12 protein-coding genes are annotated in these 20,652 nt (G+C 48.5%); 6 read left to right on the top strand and 6 right to left on the bottom strand.

What is annotated here, in order from left to right; genetic code table 11:
• Window positions 1-103: 103 nt before the first annotated feature.
• Both JOD20_RS03285 and JOD20_RS03280 read right to left on the bottom strand, forming a co-directional pair.
• A complete protein-coding gene (locus JOD20_RS03285) occupies window positions 104-6,301 on the bottom strand; it encodes an RHS repeat-associated core domain-containing protein (RefSeq protein WP_204753891.1) in 6,198 nt (2,065 codons plus the stop codon).
• 355 nt (window positions 6,302-6,656) lie between these two features.
• Complete coding sequence (locus JOD20_RS03280) at window positions 6,657-8,765, bottom strand: glycosyltransferase 87 family protein (protein ID WP_204753890.1); 2,109 nt, start codon at window positions 8,763-8,765, stop codon at window positions 6,657-6,659.
• A gap of 119 nt (window positions 8,766-8,884) precedes the next feature.
• Between JOD20_RS03280 and JOD20_RS03275 the strand changes: the two genes are divergently transcribed.
• Complete coding sequence (locus JOD20_RS03275) at window positions 8,885-9,592, top strand: metallophosphoesterase (RefSeq protein ID WP_204753889.1); 708 nt, start codon at window positions 8,885-8,887, stop codon at window positions 9,590-9,592.
• 152 nt (window positions 9,593-9,744) lie between these two features.
• Window positions 9,745-11,601, top strand: coding sequence for an endo-1,4-beta-xylanase (locus tag JOD20_RS03270; RefSeq protein ID WP_204753888.1), 1,857 nt, complete (start codon window positions 9,745-9,747; stop codon window positions 11,599-11,601).
• 349 nt (window positions 11,602-11,950) lie between these two features.
• Here the strand turns inward: JOD20_RS03270 and pfkB are convergent, their stop codons facing one another.
• On the bottom strand, window positions 11,951-12,946 hold the full coding sequence (gene pfkB, locus JOD20_RS03265) for a 1-phosphofructokinase (protein WP_204753887.1): 996 nt from the start codon (window positions 12,944-12,946) through the stop codon (window positions 11,951-11,953).
• A gap of 323 nt (window positions 12,947-13,269) precedes the next feature.
• On the opposite strand from pfkB, the gene JOD20_RS03260 reads away from it, so the two are divergent.
• Both JOD20_RS03260 and sucC read left to right on the top strand, forming a co-directional pair.
• Window positions 13,270-14,274: a LacI family DNA-binding transcriptional regulator gene (locus tag JOD20_RS03260; RefSeq protein ID WP_204753886.1), complete on the top strand. Its 1,005-nt coding sequence runs from the start codon at window positions 13,270-13,272 to the stop codon at window positions 14,272-14,274.
• Window positions 14,275-14,631: 357 nt separating this feature from the next.
• A complete protein-coding gene (sucC, locus tag JOD20_RS03255; RefSeq protein WP_054534862.1) occupies window positions 14,632-15,768 on the top strand; it encodes an ADP-forming succinate--CoA ligase subunit beta in 1,137 nt (378 codons plus the stop codon).
• Between the two features lies 1 nt (window position 15,769).
• Here the strand turns inward: sucC and JOD20_RS03250 are convergent, their stop codons facing one another.
• Complete coding sequence (locus tag JOD20_RS03250; protein WP_204753885.1) at window positions 15,770-16,201, bottom strand: helix-turn-helix transcriptional regulator; 432 nt, start codon at window positions 16,199-16,201, stop codon at window positions 15,770-15,772.
• A 140-nt stretch (window positions 16,202-16,341) separates the two neighbouring features.
• Here JOD20_RS03250 and gmd point away from each other — a divergent pair, with 140 nt between their 5' ends.
• Both gmd and sucD read left to right on the top strand, forming a co-directional pair.
• Window positions 16,342-17,322 carry a GDP-mannose 4,6-dehydratase gene (gene gmd, locus JOD20_RS03245; RefSeq protein WP_204753884.1) on the top strand — a complete coding sequence of 327 codons (981 nt, stop codon included), beginning with the start codon at window positions 16,342-16,344 and terminating at the stop codon, window positions 17,320-17,322.
• A 102-nt stretch (window positions 17,323-17,424) separates the two neighbouring features.
• On the top strand, window positions 17,425-18,306 hold the full coding sequence (sucD, locus tag JOD20_RS03240; protein ID WP_054534859.1) for a succinate--CoA ligase subunit alpha: 882 nt from the start codon (window positions 17,425-17,427) through the stop codon (window positions 18,304-18,306).
• An 80-nt stretch (window positions 18,307-18,386) separates the two neighbouring features.
• Here sucD and JOD20_RS03235 read toward each other — a convergent pair whose 3' ends face one another.
• Together JOD20_RS03235 and JOD20_RS03230 are read right to left on the bottom strand one after the other, a co-directional pair.
• Complete coding sequence (locus JOD20_RS03235) at window positions 18,387-19,520, bottom strand: ABC transporter permease subunit (RefSeq protein WP_204753883.1); 1,134 nt, start codon at window positions 19,518-19,520, stop codon at window positions 18,387-18,389.
• Window positions 19,513-20,550 carry a carbohydrate ABC transporter permease gene (locus tag JOD20_RS03230; RefSeq protein WP_204753882.1) on the bottom strand — a complete coding sequence of 346 codons (1,038 nt, stop codon included), beginning with the start codon at window positions 20,548-20,550 and terminating at the stop codon, window positions 19,513-19,515. The genes JOD20_RS03235 and JOD20_RS03230 overlap by 8 nt, the downstream gene beginning before the upstream one ends.
• Window positions 20,551-20,652 lie beyond the last annotated feature (102 nt).

Below are 20,652 nucleotides of genomic sequence, written 5' to 3'. Positions count from 1 at the left end.
CGTAGATTAATAGCTATTACCCTAATCAAAGAACTCCTACTCGCAATCATATGCTAGCAGGAGTTCTTTGATACCTACGTTACTGATGATAGAGAATTAGCACTTATTTAAAGAGCTTGAATTCTTTTTCACCAGTACGAACCTTAATATTCCATGGAATACCAATCTTCGAATAATTAATGTAAACTCCAAAGAATACTGTTTTTTTACCGTTCTTTTTTGCATCAGCGATTGCAGATTTCAAACCGCCAATAACACGGTTTAAGAAAAAGATTGAGCCTCGTAAATACTCTTGTTCTGTTCTTAATTCTTTAATTGCTTTTTGTCTTCGGGCTTCTTCAGTTTTTTCAACAATTTTATCACCTGCACCCATTCCCACACCTGCAAGTATTTCACACATGGTTTTCGAGTCAGGGAATACCGTATCACAGACTTCGCCTATAACTGCACCAGCACCACCTGCTACACCACCCAGAATAATTTCCTCAATATCCCCTCCATTCTCAATATCCTCTATTTGTTGATCGATTTCCTTGATTCGGGCATGCATTGTGTCAACCAATTGTTGTAAGTATCCACCAACCATTTGGGCTTCCCAAATTTCAAGTTCGCCCTCCCAATAAGTTTTCCATTCATGGCCACTAGGATCGGCATAATTTAGTGGGTTGTTGGCTACATAACTATACCGATTTAGCGCTTGGGGATTTTCGGTTCCCCATGATGGCATCGATGATTGCATATTGCGTGCATCCATCTGAAACCAGAATTTTTGTCTATTTTCTTGGGCCAATTTCGCTAAGAATGCAACCTCATGGAAATCAATAGTTAGAGAACGATGAGATGCATTTGGCACAATACTATCAGCACTGGTGAAGCGGGCAATTGCTGGATCATAGTAACGGGCGTTGTAGAATAGCAAGCCCGTACCATCATCTTTACGTTGGCCTGTGTAGCCAAACTCGGTGCTGCTGAGGTTGCCACTGCGGGTTGCACCCCAGGGGTCATAGCGTTCAGCTTCGATAACCGTACCACTACTATTGGTAACTGCGCCGATTGAGCCAAGGTGATCGGTGTGGAAGTAGATCACGCTGCCCCGATTGGTGGTGCTTGGATTGCCAGTAGTTGTTCGCGAAGCAATACCTGCATAATTCGAAACAACCTTACCATCGCTCCAATACTCAACAGCTCCAATATAGACAACGCTCTTGACCGTGCTGCCGGTGGTTGTCGTTTTTTTGACGCGGGCATTGTTGCCATCGTATTTGTAGGTTTCGGTGACCGTGCTGGTGCTAATTTGAGTTGGTTGGTTTTCGATGTTCCAGGTGTAGCTGCGCCCGCCACCACTGAACATATTGCCATTGCTATAGTACAAATAGTTTTGACCGCCAACGCTCGAAACCGCGTGGGGCTTGCCATTGGTATAGCTGTAATTGACCCCAGCTTTGGTGGTGATATTACCAATCACATCGTAGCCATAGCTTTGATTGAAGGTTGCGCCCCCAATACAGATGCTGCTGCTAGCGCTGCTGACGGCACAGGCATTGGTTACCCGATCACGGTGATCATAGCTGTAGCGCATGATTTCATTCGGGTTCAAGGCATCGCGCGATGTGATCGTTTGGACATTGCCTGCCAGATCATAGGTAAAGGCGCGACTGAAGCGCTCTTGCAGGAGTGCAACGTCATAGGTCTGCATGCTGGTCAAGCGTTGCGACAGCGAATCATAGCTATAGTTCGATTGTTGCCCATTCCCCAAGAATTCGTTGGTTTTTTGGCCAAGGGCATCATAGGTGACATTGGTTTGGAACATTTCCCCAAGGCTTGATGTAACGCCATTTTGGCGACCCGCATCATCATAGCTATAGCTGATGATTTCACCAGTTGGATAGATTTCACTATTGATATTCCCATCGGATCGATAGGTATTCATGATTGAATAGAGTGTTCCATCTATCGTTGTTGAGCGATATTGAATCTCGCCACGAGGAGTGTAACCATAGGTTGTGCTGCCACTGGCATTGGTCATCGTCGTCAACTGACCTTTGCCATACGGATACCCGTTGCCAAACTGGTCGTAACTGTAGCTCGCAAGGGTGGTTGAACCTTGCTTTTTAGCTGTCAAGCGATTGAGGGTGTCATAATCGAAGCTCAGCGTTTGGTTATTGGCATCGGTTTGGCTCACGAGGTTGCCATCAACATCGTAGCTATAGCTCCATGCGCCCATGTCGGGGTCATTCATGGTCAATTTGCGACCAGCAGAGTCGTAGGTCATGCTGGTGACATTGTTATTAGCATCGGTGCTGGTGGTCAACAAATCAAGTGGGCTATAGGCATAGGTTGTCATGCCATAGCTGGCCCACGTGGTGGTGTAGTTGCCAGTACAGCTGAAGTCGCTGAAGAAGGCCCAGGTTGTACAATTACCGCTTAATTCTTGCACTTGGACCAAACGGCCAAATTGATCAAAGCGTTGTTGAGTCCGAGAGCGATTGGGATCGATCGTATCGATCACACTCATGTTGTTGTATTGCCAATAGCGATTGTTGGTTTTGGCTCCATCGGGCGTGGTTAGAGTTAATACGCGCCCAAGGCTATCGTAGGTCGTGGTTGCCCAATTGACCCCAGTGCCTGGAATCGCGGTATATTCCCAGAACGATGTGCTGGTTTCCGCAACATAGCGAGGTTGGGATTGATGAGTAACTTGGCCCATCCCATCGTATTTGGCATCAATTACGATAGTTTGGCTAGCATTGACACTTTCTTGTTTGGTTTGAATTTTGCGGCCTATGCCGTCATAGAATTGGCTATCGATGCGCACGCCACTTAAGCCACTATGCTCACGAGTTTCAGTCCAATAGTGGAAGGGGATTTTCGCATCCTCATAATGAGCCTTGACCGTTGGCAATGTGCTGCTATCACCTGGCTTGATTAATGCCACCATACGGCCAAAGGCATCATATTCAGCGTTGGTTATAATGCCATTTGCATCAGTCACGCTGGTCAAGGTACCCATACGATAGTTGTAACCAGCACTTTCATTCAGCGTTGGGCTATTGGTATTGCCCGTTGGTTGGCTGATGCTGGTAGAGAAGGCATGGAAGGTGGCATCGTAGGTTGTGGTAACGGTGCTACTGGTTGAGCCATTGCCTGGTGCGCTAAACGTGGTGGTTGAGCCATTGAACAAGCGTGTGCCTGCTTGGGCATAGGTTGTCACCGTTGTTTGATTGCCATAGGTATCATAGCCAAAGCTAGTATCCCTGCTGGTGAGGGTTACGCCGGTTGTGCTAGCTGCAAGCGGCACATTGGTATATTTGCGCACCAAGGTCGGCAAGCCGCGTGTACCCACAGCTTGGGTTGTTACCGCATTGTCGTAGCGATTTTCGGTTAAGGCCAAGACGCGGTTTTGGCCGTCACGAATCACTTGGGTGACCAAGCGATCGACGATATAGGCGCTACTGGTGTTGGGGCTGTAGGTATTGATGGTTGAACGATAGACTGCACCAGTTACATCCAATTCCTCAACTTTGGTGACATTGCCGTATTGCGCGCCACCTTGATTGATTGGCTCGTAGTAATACTTGGTGCGATTGACAGTTTCGGTTGGCCCACCAGAAGGCGCAGCATCACGATTGATATTGGCGACTTCGTTGGTGTAGTTGAATGACGACCAAAGACCTGAAAGCGGTGTTGCACCATAACTATACATTTCAACCGTATAGGTATTGAGGGCCTCCCAGAGCATTGTGCTACTTACGCCTTGGCGTTGCACCGTGCGATATTCTTTGCCTTTAAGAATTTCACGATCGCGAATTTGTTGGAAGCACAGATCATTGAAAATCTGTGAGCCAGTGCCTGTGGCGGTAGGATTACAGCCAGCATCGCCTTGATAGAAATAGTGATCGGTTTCGTTGCCATTTGAGTCGCGTTCAACCACTTTTGAGTGACCACGAAACTCAGTGTTAGCTTGGTGTTGCAGCCATGCACTATTATCATGCGATTGATCAAATTTGAGATTGTAATACAGCACCGCTGAGTTTGCATACTGCTGGACTGACGATTGGGTTGTATCGAGGAGCGTCCCAATTGAATTGTAGGCGGCATTGCTATAGCTATAGTTGGTTGTATAGCTATTGCCTCGTCCATCATTGAGTGTTTTGCTGGTAACCCGATGATTATTGATAAATTTATTGTTACCGTTGAGCAAGCCAATGGTTTCATAGGCAAAATTGATCGTTCCACCTTGGCCATTATTAACTTGGGTCAAACGATTCCAACTAGCATTTGGCGTTGGGGCGTTAACCCGCGCACCATAGGTAAATGTTGTTAATGGTAAGCCTGTTGTGCCTGTATTGCCAAGGCGTTGAATACTGGTAAGGGTCAATTTACTCGTACTTGTGTCGCTGGTATAGTTCGAGCCATTTTGAATTGAAATATTCGCACTTGTACTATAATCGTAATTTAAATCATAGCCGCGCACAAGCTCCCATGTGGTTGCTTGTTTACTATAGACTAAAATTTGATCAAGCAACTTGGTTTGACGAACTGCGCCATTCGTGCCTTCATATTGATTTGGCGCATCATCAAAAGTTAAGTCATTGGTTCGAGCTTCGACATCAAAAACAACCCGATAGCGATCAATCGCCCCAGTGTTGATATTGCCGCCCCATGTAATTTCGGTTGGCCAAACTTCTCGATCAACCTTTGCCTGTGCATTGTTATATGGGTCGCACGAGCGCAAAGCGCCAGCAAATGTATCGCGGCCATAGCTGTAATTAATGCTGTTGCCATGGGGATCAACCGTCCGCGTGAGCATCCATTTGTAGGTTTCGAGGCGTAATTTATTCGAAATACTACAATCATTCCAGCCCCACCAAAGATCATCTTGGAACTCATAGCGCGTGCCATCTTTGCTCCAAATTGTCCAGGTATAACGGGCTTGCGCTTGTCCATTAACAAACCCACCACGGCTGCTGGTTGAAACCCCATTTGCCGCAACTTGAACTTTCGCAAACGATTCATCGGTCATGCGCCATGCCCAATGGGTTGGGTTGCTCATTTGTGGGTTTGCAATCAGCGCATCACCACGCATGAGATCGGATGCGATGCCATTGACACTTAATGAGTAATAGTTAATGATATTAGCGGTTGCAGGGTTTACGCTAATCACATTGGCGCTAATTGAACCGCTATCAAGGCTCCAATCACGCCCAACCCAACCAGCTTGTTGTTTGGCTCGCATTCCGCTGCGCCCATCGCTGCTGGTGCTATTGTAGGAAAGCGCGATATTTGGCTTGATTCCAGCTGGGCCTGCAGGAACATCAATTGGATACGAGCTGGTTGCTGCCCCAGTAAAAAGGCTCGTTTGCCAAGCTTGCAAACTTGGCAAAAAGGCTTCCGCAGGGGTTGAACCATCACCAAGCTGATACGGCCCTTGGGCTGCAATTCGGGCTGTTACTTGGCGCTTAACCAAATCTAAATCGCTAGCTACCACTTCCCAGCGATTTTGCTCGGCAACATAATGATAGAGCGTTAAATCGGCTGCATCAATCCCTAAGGCAGTTAATTGAGCATCAGTGTAATTCCATACCAGTGTTGTTGGGATTTTAACTGCTCCTCGGCTTTGCAATGAGCTTGAAACAACAACTGGTGCAAGCCCACGTTGGGTTGGATGCACAGTTGATACATCAGTTGTCATCGTCCACGTAGGATTAACTGCTTTGCTTTCAGCGAGTACCACCCGCCCATCAGCAGAGGTTGTTGGGTTGGGATTGCGCTCGGCTATGTTAGGAATGAGTACAAATCCACTATTGCTAGCGATTGGCTGGGCCATCTGGGGACTGTTGACTGTAGCAGTTGCAATAATTGCGCCTGCGGAAATATTTTCATTAGCTTGAACGCTTACTTCAAAATAATGTGATTTTCCTGGCTCTAACGTACTCATTTGCCAGATCCATTCACTACCATCAGCGTTAAGTCCATCTTTTGAAATTGGGGTTACACCTTTAGGAACAGGCAATGAAACAATGATATTCGATGCAACAAGCGCTCCAACATTACGAATATCTACTTTAAATGTTGTAGTACTACCTACTTTGACGAAAGATTTTTCGGAACGTAGATTAATTGCAACGCTAGCATAGCGCGCAGCTTGATTAACCAAAATTGGTTGTTGATTAGGTAATGCTTGATCTGGTGTGCGAACGTTTTCTTGGGCATTGATTGCTTGGCTAGGAAGCAAAGAAGTAGTTAATGCTGTTAATAAGACAGCATTAACAGCACGCTTAAGGCGTGAAGAAATTAACATAGAATTCTCTCAAATAAGAAAACATGCAAGGTCAACACAATTATGATTACAATTAATCATAATCGTGTTATGCCAACATCATGGATAGAGTTAGCTACGGATTAACTTTATTTTTTTTGAATGAAGGTAGTTCTGTATTCTCTGTCTCATCGTAAAGTCTGATTGTCTCAAAATCAAACCTTAACTCAACCTTCAACAATACTCTCTTAACGTATACCTCCCTTACAATCTCTAATTTACTCATCATTGCGATTATAACAAAAGATTAACAATATGCAAGCACGAATTGAGCAACGTTTTTATGATTAGCATATTCTATTGCTTGATCAAGGCCATGCTGACCTGTTGTACCTGGCTACACGTTACTTGAATCTTGCATTGGTGTTGCTAACCGAGCAGTCGAATCAAATGCTACGGCAAACCACAGCAACACTAAGCCATATAATTTATACGAAAGCAGTAGCGCCCAAAAAATGCCATGGTAACTGCGATCATAGAATGTCCATTGATTGCCGGTGCTCAAGCAAACCCAAGCCAAGCCATAGAAGCCAAAAATTGGCCAAGCTGGCAGTTTTTTGGTTTGTTGTACCCGCACCAAAAGTTGAAATAGCGGTATCAGCAATAGCACATGATAGTGAATCCACGTCGATGGCAAGACCATCAGCATGGTGATAATCCATAAGCCAAAGCCATTGGCCAAGGTCATTTTGCGACTAAACCACCAAGCCAAGCCGCTAAAGACCGCCGCAATCAGATAGGTCAGCAGTTTAACCGCTTGCGAGCTATCGGGAGTTAAGCCAATTGTTTGGTTGATGAGCCGATTGAGCCAGCCGTTCCAGGTTTGGTTTTCGACCCAGACCGTGCCGCCGCTGGTGGTTGGCAGCACATGCTGAACAAATTGGGCATGCACATCCCAACCTAAAACAAGCACGCTGAGAACCAGGATTGCGCTGCATGTCAGCCCGAAGGCTATGAGCGCGCGCCAACGCTTGGCAATAACTGCTTGGGCTAAGAGAAATGCAGGATACAGTTTCAGCATGGTCGGAATCGCCAGCATTGCCCCAAACCATTGCCAACGCTCCTTGAGCAACGCGACAGTCGCAATCGCCAAGGGCAAAAGCATCAGCATATCAACTTGGCCATAGCGCAGGCTATCGTTGATCGGTTGAAATACTAAGATCATCAGCCCAAGCCCGATCGCTGCCCACGAGCGCCATTGCTGACGATAACCACGTAACAACACTCCACTCGCAATCAGCATAATCACAAGGTTAAATACGCGCCACGATTGAATTGCAGGCGTAAATTTCAATAAGGTAAACGGAGCCATAAAAAAGACAAAAAATGGTGGATATTTGTAACTATTGCCAAATTGGTTGGCAGCAATTGCCGCAAAATCGTAAAGCCCAGTGCCTTGAAAATAATAGCTTGGGCCACGATATAAGGCTTTAAAATCATCAGCATAATCACGTTCAAAAACATAAATATACTTACGAATGCCATAGCCAATGATGCCAACAATTACGAAAAACGCAATAATTTTGCTATAGCGTTGCGGAATAAATGGCATGAGCAAACCAAATAGCGAACCAACAACCGCTAAATTCCACCAATCAAGCCAGTTTTCAACTCCATAAAACCACATCGAATAGCCAGATAGGATGAATATTCCAGCAATTAATAAAAAGACTATTTTCTTAACTGGTTCCCAATCTGTATCATATAGTTTCTGCATCCATGCAGTAAATACACAAAGAACAAAGCTGCCAATCGCGAGGCTCACTAAATGTGGCTCGATTAATCCCGCTTGCCAAATCCATAGGCTAATAATACTAATAATGCTGACAATACTTAGCCCTAGCATGAGATAAAATTTGCCTGAAAATAGTTTGGTTAATACATAGAGCCATAATAACGGTAATAGTAAGACAACACCAAGCAAACCCAATGGTGGTAATGACCACGCACTTTTGTTATTCCTAATCGTTAATTGATCGATCAATAAGCCCAATTCACGATTATCTGTTCGTTCTTCAGGAATTAAGCTCTTAATTCCGATGATAACATGACCCCAAGGATTTGTGTGTCGTGGAATGAGGATATGATAATTGCGAATTGCTAATGCTTCACTGCTAGAATTATTGATTTGGAGCTTTTGATTATTGGCAACCAGTAATTCAACTTGTTGCGCTTGCGGATTAACCGTGCCATTAAAGGTTAAAAGCGTTGAGCCATGCTGAAAAGGTATGGCAATTGTTGCATCGCTCTTCGTCCAACGATAAGTAAATTGCTCATTCTTTTCAGGATCATTGAAGCCGCTGAAGCCATCTTGCTGCTTGCTCGCTCCAACATCAATTACAACGTGGCTCGCTTGATTCCAGCCAATGATCATTAAGCCAATTAAGCTGCTCCAGATTGCAATTAATAGATAGCGTTGCTGTTTTTTCAGCACTGTACTCAACACGACACCATGCTCCGCTAAATCAATACTATTTGGGCTATGATACCACGTTGAATAGAATGCCTCGATCAAGCGAGCTATGCTACAATAGCTGCTTAGGACAATCTGCTAGGGCTGATATTATGCGAATCTGGGCTATTGCCGACTTGCACCTTGCTGGCGGGCAAGATAAACCAATGGATGTTTTTGGCGCTCATTGGCGCAATCATGCAGCAACCATTGCCAAGGCTTGGCACGAATGTGTTGCCGCCGATGATCTGGTCTTGATCGCTGGCGATATTTCATGGGCGATGCATCTCAACGATGTGCGCGCCGACCTCGCTTGGATCGACTCGCTGCCAGGCAAAAAAGTGCTCTGCAAGGGCAATCACGATTATTGGTGGAGCAGCAAAAATAAGGTGCGTGCAATCTTGCCTGCCTCGTTGCAGATTGTCGATTGTGATGCGGTGATCGTTGATGAGATTGTGGTTTGTGGCACGCGCGGTTGGGCCGTGCCCGGCGACCGTGATTTTGATAAAACCACCGATATGCGCATATATGAGCGCGAGCTTGGCCGCTTAGAACGTGCCTTGGCCGGAGCGCAAGTTTTGGCCGAGGATGTGCGTCCGATTTATGTGCTGCTGCATTTCCCCCCTTTCCGCGATGGCCAGCCTACCGAATTTGCCAAACGCATTGCTGCTGCCAACGCCCACGTTTGTGTTTATGGTCATTTGCATCAAGCAGAACAATGGGCCAACGCCACAACTGGCCACGTCGAGAGCGTGTTTTATCAATTAACTGCCTGTGATGCCCTCGGCTTTACCCCAATCTTGCTTAAGCCTAATCCTTAATTTCTCTAAAAATGCCTCTTGACAAGCTGATATTCCTTAACGTATCTTTACTTTGGGAGCGGTCTCAAATAAAGTTTTACCGTGATGCTGCTTAAACATTGTAGCCAAGCACCGAAGCAAAAGGCGCATCGCACCTTGATCAAGGAGGATCGATGAACAGCCGACGACGGTACTGGTGGATTGCAGTGATGCTCGGATTGATCCTTGGCCAATTCGCTTGGTCGCAATCAAGCAGTGGTCAAACGAGTGCCCAAACGCTGCGCGCAGCTGCTGGCTCATTTTTAATTGGCAGCGCTGCTGATAGCGATTTTTGGAATTTTAGCGATGCTGCGCAATATGAGGCAATTTTGGGCGGCCAGTTTAATATTTATACCCCAGGCAACCAACTCAAATGGGATGCGGTGCATCCGCAACGCACAAGCTACAATTTTACTCCGGTTGATCGCCATATTCAAATTGCCAAAAGCTATGGCCAGCAAATCCACGGCCATACGTTACTCTGGCATCAGCAAAACCCAGGTTGGGTTGCCAACCAAACCTGGACAGCCAGCGAGCTAACCAACATTTTGTATGATCATATCGACACGGTGGTTGGGCGCTACAAAAACGACATTGCAATTTGGGATGTAGCCAACGAAGTTTTTGATGATAGCGGCGTTTATCGGCGCTCGTTTTGGTATAACACCATCGGCCAAAGCTATGTAGAGTTGGCCTTCAAACGGGCGCGCCAAGTTGATTCCGATGTGGTGCTGATTTACAACGATTACAACATCGAAGAAATTAATGCCAAATCCAACGCTGTGTATGCCATGGCCAAAGACTTTTTGGCCCGTGGGATTCCGATCGATGGGATTGGTTTTCAGATGCACTTGCTTGGCTCTGGGATTAATTACAACAGTTTTGCCCAAAATATGCAGCGTTTTGCTGATTTGGGCTTGAAAATTTATGTAACTGAGGCCGATGTGCGCTTGCAATTGCCAGCAACTAGCGCCAGTTTGGCTCAACAAGCAACGGTCTATCAAAATGTGCTTGATCGCTGTTTGCGCCAGCCAGCTTGCCAAGCCTTTCAATTTTGGGGCTTTAGCGATAAATATTCGTGGGTTCCAAGTACCTTTCCTGGCTATGGCGCTGCTTTGATCTACGATGAACAGTACAATCCTAAGCCAGCCTACACGGCAATTTACAACCGCTTATTGCAAGGACGCAGCACTACGCCAACCCCAACCCCAAACGCCACGAGCACACCAACAGCTCAGCCAACCAACACCCCAACGGCGAGTGCAACGCCAACTCAAGCCGCGCCGCAACCAAAGCTGATTTTGAGCGCGCCAAGCCAAGTGACACTTGGACAAGTGTTTACCTTGACGATTCAATATGTGAATATTGGCTTGCAATATACGACTGTGACCAGCAGTCCAGCTGGCTTGGTGCAGCTTGATCCACCGTTGAGCATGCCTTGTAAATATAATCAACACCCAACTCAATGCAAAAATATCACCTTTAAAGCAACCGCCTTGGGTACAGTGCAATTGAATGCGAGCGCAACGGGCGAAGTGCCGATTGCTGGGGGCGGCTGGACGTGGGGCGGGGCGCTGGCTCAAAATCCAGTCAGTGTCACGATTGTAAATAGCACACCAACGCCAACAAATACGCCAACGCCAACTCCCAGCCCAACACCCACTAGTAATGCTTGCAGTGTCCACTACACAATTGCCAGCCAATGGAATACTGGTTTTATCGGCAATGTGATCGTGACGAATACCAGCAACACGCCAATCAATGGCTGGGCGCTGAATTGGAATTTCGCTGGTAATCAACAAATTATCAACGGCTGGAATAGCAGCTTAACCCAAACTGGCAATGCTGTGGTTGCTGGTAATCTTAGCTGGAATAGTGTGATTGCGCCGCAAGGCTCAGCCTCGTTTGGCTTCCAAGCCAGCTATAGTGGCGCAAATGCAGTTCCAGCCAGCTTTATTTTGAATGGAGTTGCCTGTAGCATCGTGCCATAATGGTAATTTCCCCTCACCCCAACCCCTCGCCCATCCGATGGGCGAGGGGCTTTAACGCGCTGGTTCTCCCGCAGTTCCTCGGTAAAAACAGGTGTTCCCCTCGCCCGCGTTTAGTGGGAGAGGGGGTCTTTCAAGGGTAGGTTGTTAAGATCCCCTCACCCCAACCCCTCTCCCATCCGATGGGCGAGGGGCTTTAACATCGTGGTTCTCCCGCAATTCCTTGGCGAAAAATGGTCGGCTCCCCCTCGCCCGCGTTTAGTGGGAGAGGGGGTTGGGGGGTGAGGGAACGCTCCACCGCCGATCAATCTCTCAAAACCTACCCTTGTAAGGTGGGGGAGTGAAGGGAATGTTAAAGCGGAACGCCTTTGAGTTGGCTGGTATTCCATTGCAAAACATCGTGTTGGGCGTTGCATGGGCGCACCACGACCTCGGCCCGAATTTGCTCAACAATCGCATTGGCAGGTAAGTTGCTGCCAAGTTGGGTGATTTTGGCGGCGGCAAAAGCGGTCGCCAAACGGGCACTCGCTGCCAGATCCAGCCCTTGGGTTTGGGCTGCAACAAGTCCTGCAACCATCGCATCGCCAGCGCCGACAGTGCTTTGCACGGCAACGCTTGGTGGAATCGCCACCAAACTTTGTTCAGCATCAAGAAACAGCGCCCCATGCTCGCCCATCGAAATCACGACGATTTTGATGCCATGATTTAATAGCTCGCGGCCTGCTTTTTCGGCTGCTTGTTCGCTGGTAAGCGGGTAGCCCACGAATTGCTCAAGCTCTGCAAGGTTGGGTTTGGCGATGGTTGGGGCAGCCGCCAGCCCATAGCGCAAGGCTTCGCCACTAGTATCCAACACCACCTGCTTGCCTGCTGCCTGAATGATTTCGATCAATTGGCCATAAATAGTGTTGGGAATGCCAGGTGGCACGTTGCCAGCCAAAATAAACCACTGGTTATTTTGAGCAGCCAAGCGAGTTATCGTCGTGTGGATTGCTGCTAATTCAGCGTTGGTTGGGGTTAGGCCAGGCAAATTGATTTCAGTTGTGCGTTGGGTTTGTTGATCGCTAATTTTGATGCCAACCCGTGGCTGACCTGGAATCCGAATAAATTGATCGTCAATCTGTTTTTCGGCAAACAAGCGATCGAAGATTTCGGCGTTTTGGTCGCCTAAGAAGCCAGTTGCGACGACTGGATGGCCGGTGGCGGCCAAAAGCGAGGCGACGTTTACGCCTTTGCCGCCAGCATGGTTTTTCAGATCGTAAGCGCGATTGACGGTTTCAAGCTGAAAATCGTTGATAAAAATCGTTTGGTCGATGGCTGGATTGAGGGTTAATGTCACAATGCTCATCATTGCTGTACCTCAGCAGCACCGCGCTATGCCTCTGCAGCTTGCGCCAGTGCTTGTAAATTGGTAGAACTCCAAATTGGCTAAATGAGCTAGCGCTGATTGGTGTAATCAAACCTCCATTCAGACGCTAAAATGAATGTAATCGATTACAAAGATTTTGTCAAAATAAATCGAATACAGCATTCATTTTCAATCAGGTTCTAGATTTTTACTCTCATTATTTATGTAATCGATTACAATATATTTCAAGAAATAGCGCTAGAATCTGCTATAATGGCGCAATCGTTTTCAGCCATGCAATCGACGACTGCCAAGGGGAGTGAGCCATGTCCAGCATCAAAGATGTTGCCAAAGCAGCGAATGTTTCGACGGCGACAGTTTCGCGGGTGCTTGCTAAGCATCCTCATGTGCGCCCAGCGGTGCGCGAACGCGTGCTGGCGGCAGTGGCCCAGCTTGACTATCGGCCTAATTTGATTGCGCGCAACTTGCGCTCGCAGCAATCGAAAACCTTGGGCTTGATCGTTTCCGATATTCGCAATCCCTTTTTTACTGCGGTTAGTCGGGCGGTTGAAGATACAGCCTATGCCAATGGCTACAATCTGCTGCTCTGCAACACCGATGAGAATCCCGAAAAAGAGCTACTGTATTTGCAATTGATGGGCGATGAACAAGTGGCTGGTGTGATATTCTCGCCCACTTTGCAAACCCTCAATCGCTGGCATGAGTTACATTTGAGCTTTCCGACGGTGTTAATTGATCGTTCGTTGCAGAGCGGCGATGTTGATGCGGTGTTGTTGGATAATCTGAGCGCAGGCTCACTACTTGCCCAACATGTGCTGAGCCAAGGCTATCGGCGGATTGGGGCAATCTTTGGTGAGGCGAGCACAACTGGACGCGAACGCCAGCGCGGGTTCGAAGCTGCGTTACACGATGCAGGGATTCCCATCCGGCCTGAATATGTGCGGTTTGTGCGCCCACAGAGCGAGGCTGGCTATCGCACAACGTTGGAATTGTTGGCCCTGCCCGCGCCACCACAAGTAATCTTGACCAGTAATAGTTTGTTGACTGCTGGTGCGTTGCAAGCCATCCGCGAACAGGGTTTGCACATTCCAGCCCAAATTGGCTTGGTTGGCTTCGATGATACTGCGTGGGCAAGCTTGGTTCAGCCTGCAATTACCGTGCTTGCCCAACCAACCGATGAAATTGGCCGCTCAGCCACCGAACTGCTCTTGCAACGGTTTGCTGATCCCCAGCGTCCAACCCGCAAAATTATTTTGCAAGGCGAGTTGATCGTGCGCGAATCGAGTGTTGAACAACGGGGAAGAACATAGAACATAGAACATAGATGGGGTTTGGTTATTGGGGCTGGGGATCGGTTTTGATCCACGAAGAACACGAAGCGCACGAAGGCTTGGAACCGCGAAGAACGCGAAGATCGCGAAGGACGTTTTAGCCACAGATTGACACAGATGACCACAGATTATGTTCCCAAAGCCCAAAGCCAATAGCCAATAGCCTACAGCCATCTCTGACCCCTACTCCTCTGCTCTATGCTCTATGCTCTATGTTCTCAACTTCATCCCTCATCCTTATCTTTGACTTCTCTTGGTGAGCCTGCTACCATGCCGAGGGGCTAAATAGCTTTGTTTAGCCATCTTGATTAATGCATTTACTCGTGCGGAGGTGCAATGAAGCTCCACGAATATCAAGCCCGTGACATCGTGGCTCGTTATGGCATTCCAGTGACAGGCGGCGGCGTTGCTGCGACGGCGGAAGAAGTTCAAAAAGTTGCCGAGCAAATTGGCGGCCCTGTGGCGGTCAAGGCGCAAGTGCATGTTGGCGGTCGGGGCAAAGCAGGTGGGATCAAGTTGGCCAACACGCCAGCAGAAGCCTTCGATGCTGGCAAAGCAATCTTGGGCATGGATATCAAAGGCCTGACGGTTGAAAAAGTATTGGTTGCCGAAGCGATCACCTTCGAAAAAGAAATTTACCTTGGGGTGATTTTGGATCGGGCGACCAAGCGGGTTGTGCTGATTGCCTCATCAGAGGGTGGCGTTGAAATTGAAGAAGTCGCCAAAACCAATCCTGATGCAATTATCAAATTAGCAGCCGACCCATTATTGGGCCTGCAACCCTACCAAGCCCAAGAATTGGCCTATAGCATTGGCTTGACCGATGCTAAGCAAGCGCGCCAATTTGCTAGCATTGCCACCGGCTTGTATCGCGCATTTGTCGAAAACGATGCTGAATTAGCCGAAATCAACCCCTTGGTGGTGTTGCCAAATGGTCAATTGCAAGCCCTCGACTCGAAGATTGTGCTTGATGACAGCGGTTTGTTCCGCCACACTGAAGTTGCAGGTATGCGCGACATTGCTGGCGAACCAGAATCGGAAATCAAGGCTCGCGAAAATGGCCTGACCTTTATCAAGCTCGATGGCAATATTGGCTGTATGGTCAATGGCGCTGGCTTGGCAATGGCAACCATGGACGTGGTAAACCTCTTCGGCGGCGAACCAGCAAACTTCCTAGACATTGGTGGCGGTGCGAATGCCCAAAAAGTGGCCGCAGCCCTCGATATTATTCTCGACGATCCCAATGTTAAAGTCGTCATGGTCAATATCTTCGGTGGGATTACCCGCTGCGATGAAGTGGCCAAAGGCATCGTCGAAGCCCAAAAGATCATCAAGCGCCAAGTCCCAATGGTCGTGCGTTTGGTTGGCACCAACGAAGAAGAAGGCCAACGGATCTTGGCTGATGCCAGCTTAACGCCTGCTTCAACCTTGGCCGATGCTGCTCAAAAAGCTGTCGATATTGCCAAACAATAAGTTAGCAGAGTTGGGCTAACATCGCCTGAATCAGCTGGCGCTCGTGCAGATCAACACAATTGCGCTGGAGCTGTTCTAAGCTGGTTTGCCAATGCAGCAGGGTTTCGGCTCTGGCGCTTGGCAAGCGTTCGCACCATGCCAAATCACGGGCACACAAGGCGAGCTGGTGCTCAACTTCGCTGTAGCGCGGCGCAACACTCGGCAAACGGAGGCTTTTGCCCTCAGGGTAAAACGTATCGGCAACCAACTCATGCGGTTCGAGCCGAAACAACCCTGCGAGCAAAATAACTGTGCGTTCCGATGGCGTGGCCAAACCCATTTCAAAGTGGGAGATCGCCACCCGCGAAAGCGCCAAGCGATCAGCGAGGGCTTGTTGGGTCCAGCCATGCAACGCCCGTAAACGGCCTAAGCGCTGGCCAAAAGATTCTGGCATTGAGCACTACTCCTACGCAGATTGAGCTTGATCATACTGCACATTCGCCATGGTGATTGCTAAGCAACTTAGCATTCGCCGCAACCATATCGATGTATGCTAGGCCGAGATTAACCTAGCGTAGATCGAATGAGGATAGCATGACCAAGAAAGTCGCATTAGTGACCGGCATTACCGGCCAAGATGGTTCGTATTTAGCTGAACATTTGCTCGCCCAAGGCTATCGTGTCGTTGGCATGTTGCGCCGTTCGAGCACAGTTAATTTCGAACGCATCAAACATATTCAAGATGATATCGAACTGGTCACGGGCGATTTGCTCGATGAAGTTTCGTTAATTAATTTGCTGCAAACCTATCGACCTTCCGAGGTTTATAACTTAGCAGCCCAAAGCTTTGTGCAAACTTCGTGGTCACAACCAGTGTTTACTGGCGAAGCTACCGCCTTGGGCGTAACCCGCATTTTGGATGCAGTGCGCACGGTCGATCCGTCGATTCGCTTTTATCAAGCAAGCTCGTCGGAGATGTTTGGCAAAGTGGTTGAAGTGCCACAAACCGAAAACACGCCCTTCTACCCACGCTCACCGTATGGCGTGGCCAAGGTCTATGGCCACTGGATCACCGTCAATTATCGTGAAAGCTACAACATGTTTGCTTGCTCAGGCATTTTGTTCAATCACGAAAGCCCACGCCGTGGCCGCGAGTTTGTGACCCGCAAAATTACCGATGCAGTGGCACGGATTAAGCTTGGCTTAGCGACTGAATTACGCTTGGGCAACCTCGAAGCCCAGCGCGATTGGGGCTTTGCTGGCGATTACGTCAAAGCCATGTATCTGATGTTGCAACAAGATCAGCCTGATGATTTTGTGGTTTCAACTGGCGAAACTCACTCGGTGCGCCGCTTCTGCGAAATCGCCTTTGGCCATGTTGGCTTGAATTACGCCGACTATGTGAAATTGGACGAACGCTTTATGCGGCCAGCCGAAGTCGATTTGTTGATTGGCGACCCAGCCAAGGCCAAGCGCGTCTTGGGCTGGCAACCAGAAACACCCTTCGAGCAACTGGTGACCATGATGGTCGAAGCCGACCTCGAATTATTGAAACATGAATACCGTATTTCATAAGGATGAAGGATGAGGGTTGAAGGATGAACCTGCTTGATTGTCAACATTTCATCCTTCATCATTCATCCCTCATCCTTGCATTTGTCAAGGAGGACATTTCCATTGAGTATTTTGGCTGATAAAAATACCCGCCTGATTGTGCAGGGGATTACAGGCCGCGAAGGTGAGTTTCATTCGCGCCAAATGCTGGAATATGGCACAAATTTGGTTGGTGGGGTTACACCAGGTCGCGGCGGCCAAAAAGCCGTTGATGGCCGCGTGCCTGTGTTCAACACCGTCAAAGAAGCTGTCAAGGAAACTGGCGCAAATGCAACCGTCATTTATGTGCCAGCCGCCTTTGCTCCCGACGCTGTGCGCGAAGCCGCCGATGCTGGCATTCCCTTGATCGTCTGTATTACCGAAGGCGTGCCAGCCCTCGATATGGTGGCAACCTACGAGTTTGTTAAGCTCAAAGGCTCACGCTTGATCGGGCCAAACTGCCCCGGTTTGCTCACTCCTGGCGAAGCCAAATTGGGGATTATCCCCGGCTCAATCGCCAAGCCTGGCCCTGTCGGCGTGGTTTCAAAATCGGGTACGTTGACCTATGAAGCAGTTGATGCTTTGACCCGCATCGGTTTGGGCCAAACCTCAATCGTTGGGATTGGCGGCGACCCCATTATCGGCACCAACTTCATCGATGTTTTGGCAATGTTCCAAGCTGACCCAGCCACCGAAGCCATCGTTTTGATTGGTGAAATTGGTGGGAACGCTGAGCAAGATGCCGCTGCCTTCATCAAGGAAAACGTCACCAAGCCAGTCGTCTCGTTCATCGCTGGCCAATCGGCACCTCCAGGCAAACGCATGGGCCACGCTGGCGCAATTATCGGCGCTGGTGGCGAAGGCACAGCCCAAGAAAAAATTGCCGCTTTGGAAGCAGTTGGCGCGAAAGTTGCCAAATTGCCCACCGATATTGCCAAATTGGTCGCCGAAAGCCTCGGCAAATAAGCCAATTTGTTGGTATAAAAAAACCACTCCAATTGCTGGAGTGGTTTTTTGTTTGCGATACCAAAAGCCCGCTGAAGGAATTAACCTTTTACCCCGCCCAAGGTTAAGCCGCCAACGATATATTTTTGCAGCGCCAAGTAGACAATCGAGACTGGCAGCGAAATCATAATCGACATCGCCGCGAAGTTCGACCATGAAACCGTGGTGTATTGGCCAGTCATGGTTTGCAAGGCAATTGCCAAGGTGTAATTTTCGGCCTTGTTGATAAAGCGCGCCGTCAAGGCAAATTCAGTCCAGCCAGCCATAAAGCCAAGGAAGGCAGTCACAGCCAGCGCTGGAGTTGCCAGCGGCAGAATTATCCGGAAGAAAATCTGGTTTGGTGAAGCGCCGTCAATAATCGCCGCTTCTTCCAATTCCTTGGGAATCGTATCCAAATAGCCTTTGAGATTCCAGATCGCAAATGGCAACGCGCCGGAGATCATCGCCAAGCCTACGCCATACAGCGAGCGGCCAAGGTCAAAAGGTTTGGCATTTTTGGGAATATCAATCCCGAGGCCACCCCATAATAATAAGCCAGCCACCGCCAAGCCCCCAAAGACCACAGCGATTGAGCCAGCCCTGAAATCGTCGGAGCGAATCCGCGAAATCGTCATCAAGATCAAGCCTGTGACAATTAAGCCTGCCAGCACAAAATAGATAATTCGCAGCACTTCAAGGCTGGTGCGAATTTTGGCCAACATCGCGAACAATGGCGCAAGCGTGGCAATCCCAGGCATCAGCAAAATAAAACCAATGCTCAAGAACAGAAACTTGCGGCCTACAAAGTTCAAGCGTGAGAAGGCATAGGCTGCGGCAACCCCAATCATTACTGAGAAGAATGAAACGCCAGCTGCCAAGAAAAAGCTATTGCCCATCAGCTTCCAAAAGGAAATATCGCCAGCAGTTTTCGAAAGCGGCTGATCAATCACCGCTTGATATGAGCTAAGCGAAATCGACGAGGGAATAATTTCGAGTCTGCTTGAACGCGGGCTGCCTGCTTCCTTGAACGAAAGCGTGACGATCCACATAATTGGGAACAACACCGAAACTGCGACGACCAAGCAAAACACTTGGAGTAACAGTTGTTGCCACCATTCCAATTGACGGCCAGCACCGCGCCCACGAGCAAACAGGCCTTTGCGGCTGGTCGATTGTGTAATAGATGAATTAGCCATCATACGACTCCGCTACTCGTGAAATCCGGGCAGTAATTGCCGAGATACAGCCAAGAATAATAAAGATAAAGACGCTAAATGCTGCGCCAATCCCAAACAGCGAGTTACCATTGATCAGCTTATAGGCTTGGGTTACCAAGATTTCGGTTTGGCCGAGCGGGCCGCCACCGCTGATGAAGTAAATCACGTGGAAGAGATTGAAGGTTTGGATAATCCCCAAGATGGTTGCTGGAACCATCGCGGGGCGCAGCAAGGGCAGCGTAATCGTCCAGAATTTATTCCAGCCAGTTGCGCCGTCGATCGAGGCTGCTTCATATAATTCTTTGGGGATACTTTGCAGCGCGCCGGTGGCCACAATCGTCATAAACGGCCAGCCCAGCCAAATATTAGCAATCAGCATGGCAAAATACGAGAGCGGCAAGCCAAAGGCAACCGGATCAACCCGTTGCAACCAATCGATTCCAGCCTCAGGAAAGGCTGGCCCAAGAAAAATCTTGAGAAACAGATTGACAGCGCCTTCTTTGGCATCGAACATATTGCGCCAAATCGTGGCAATAACCAGCTGTGGCAGCACCATCGGCAAAATATAAATTGCGCGATAGATTTTTTTAAACCACAAACCCTCGACGTTCAACATAACCGCGATGACGATCCCCAGTGAAACGTGAAAAATCACATTCGAGAATGTCCACCAGATGTTGAAGCCCAAGGTGCGCCAGAAGCGAAAACTATTCAAGTCGGCATCAACAGTTGCCAACTTATCTTGCAAAATCAAGCGATAGTTTTCGAAGCCAACATAATTGGGGGCTTTGTAGTTCGCAACGTTTGGGTTAATGCTGGAAGGGCCGAAATCGGTCAGCGACATCCAGAATTGATAGACAATCGGATAGAACGTGATGATCGCCATCACGATCAGAGCGGGAAAAAGATAGGTATACGCTGTGCGCGACGTTCTGGTGCGTGTCCACCACGATTGGCGTGGAAGGTCACTCTCACTAGCACGCTCGACGCTACTTTCTGCCGATGCCATGGCGGTGCTCCTTTGCTGACAGGGGCGGGGTCGGATTGATTGGTATCGCGTGAGCGAGGAACAGGGTGCAAGACTACGGCATCGTTTACAGCACTATCTTTG

The sequence above is a fragment of the Herpetosiphon giganteus genome (assembly GCF_016907925.1).
In the GTDB taxonomy this organism is placed as follows: Bacteria; Chloroflexota; Chloroflexia; order Chloroflexales; family Herpetosiphonaceae; genus Herpetosiphon; species Herpetosiphon giganteus.
This window is presented reverse-complemented; position numbering and strand designations above follow the sequence as displayed.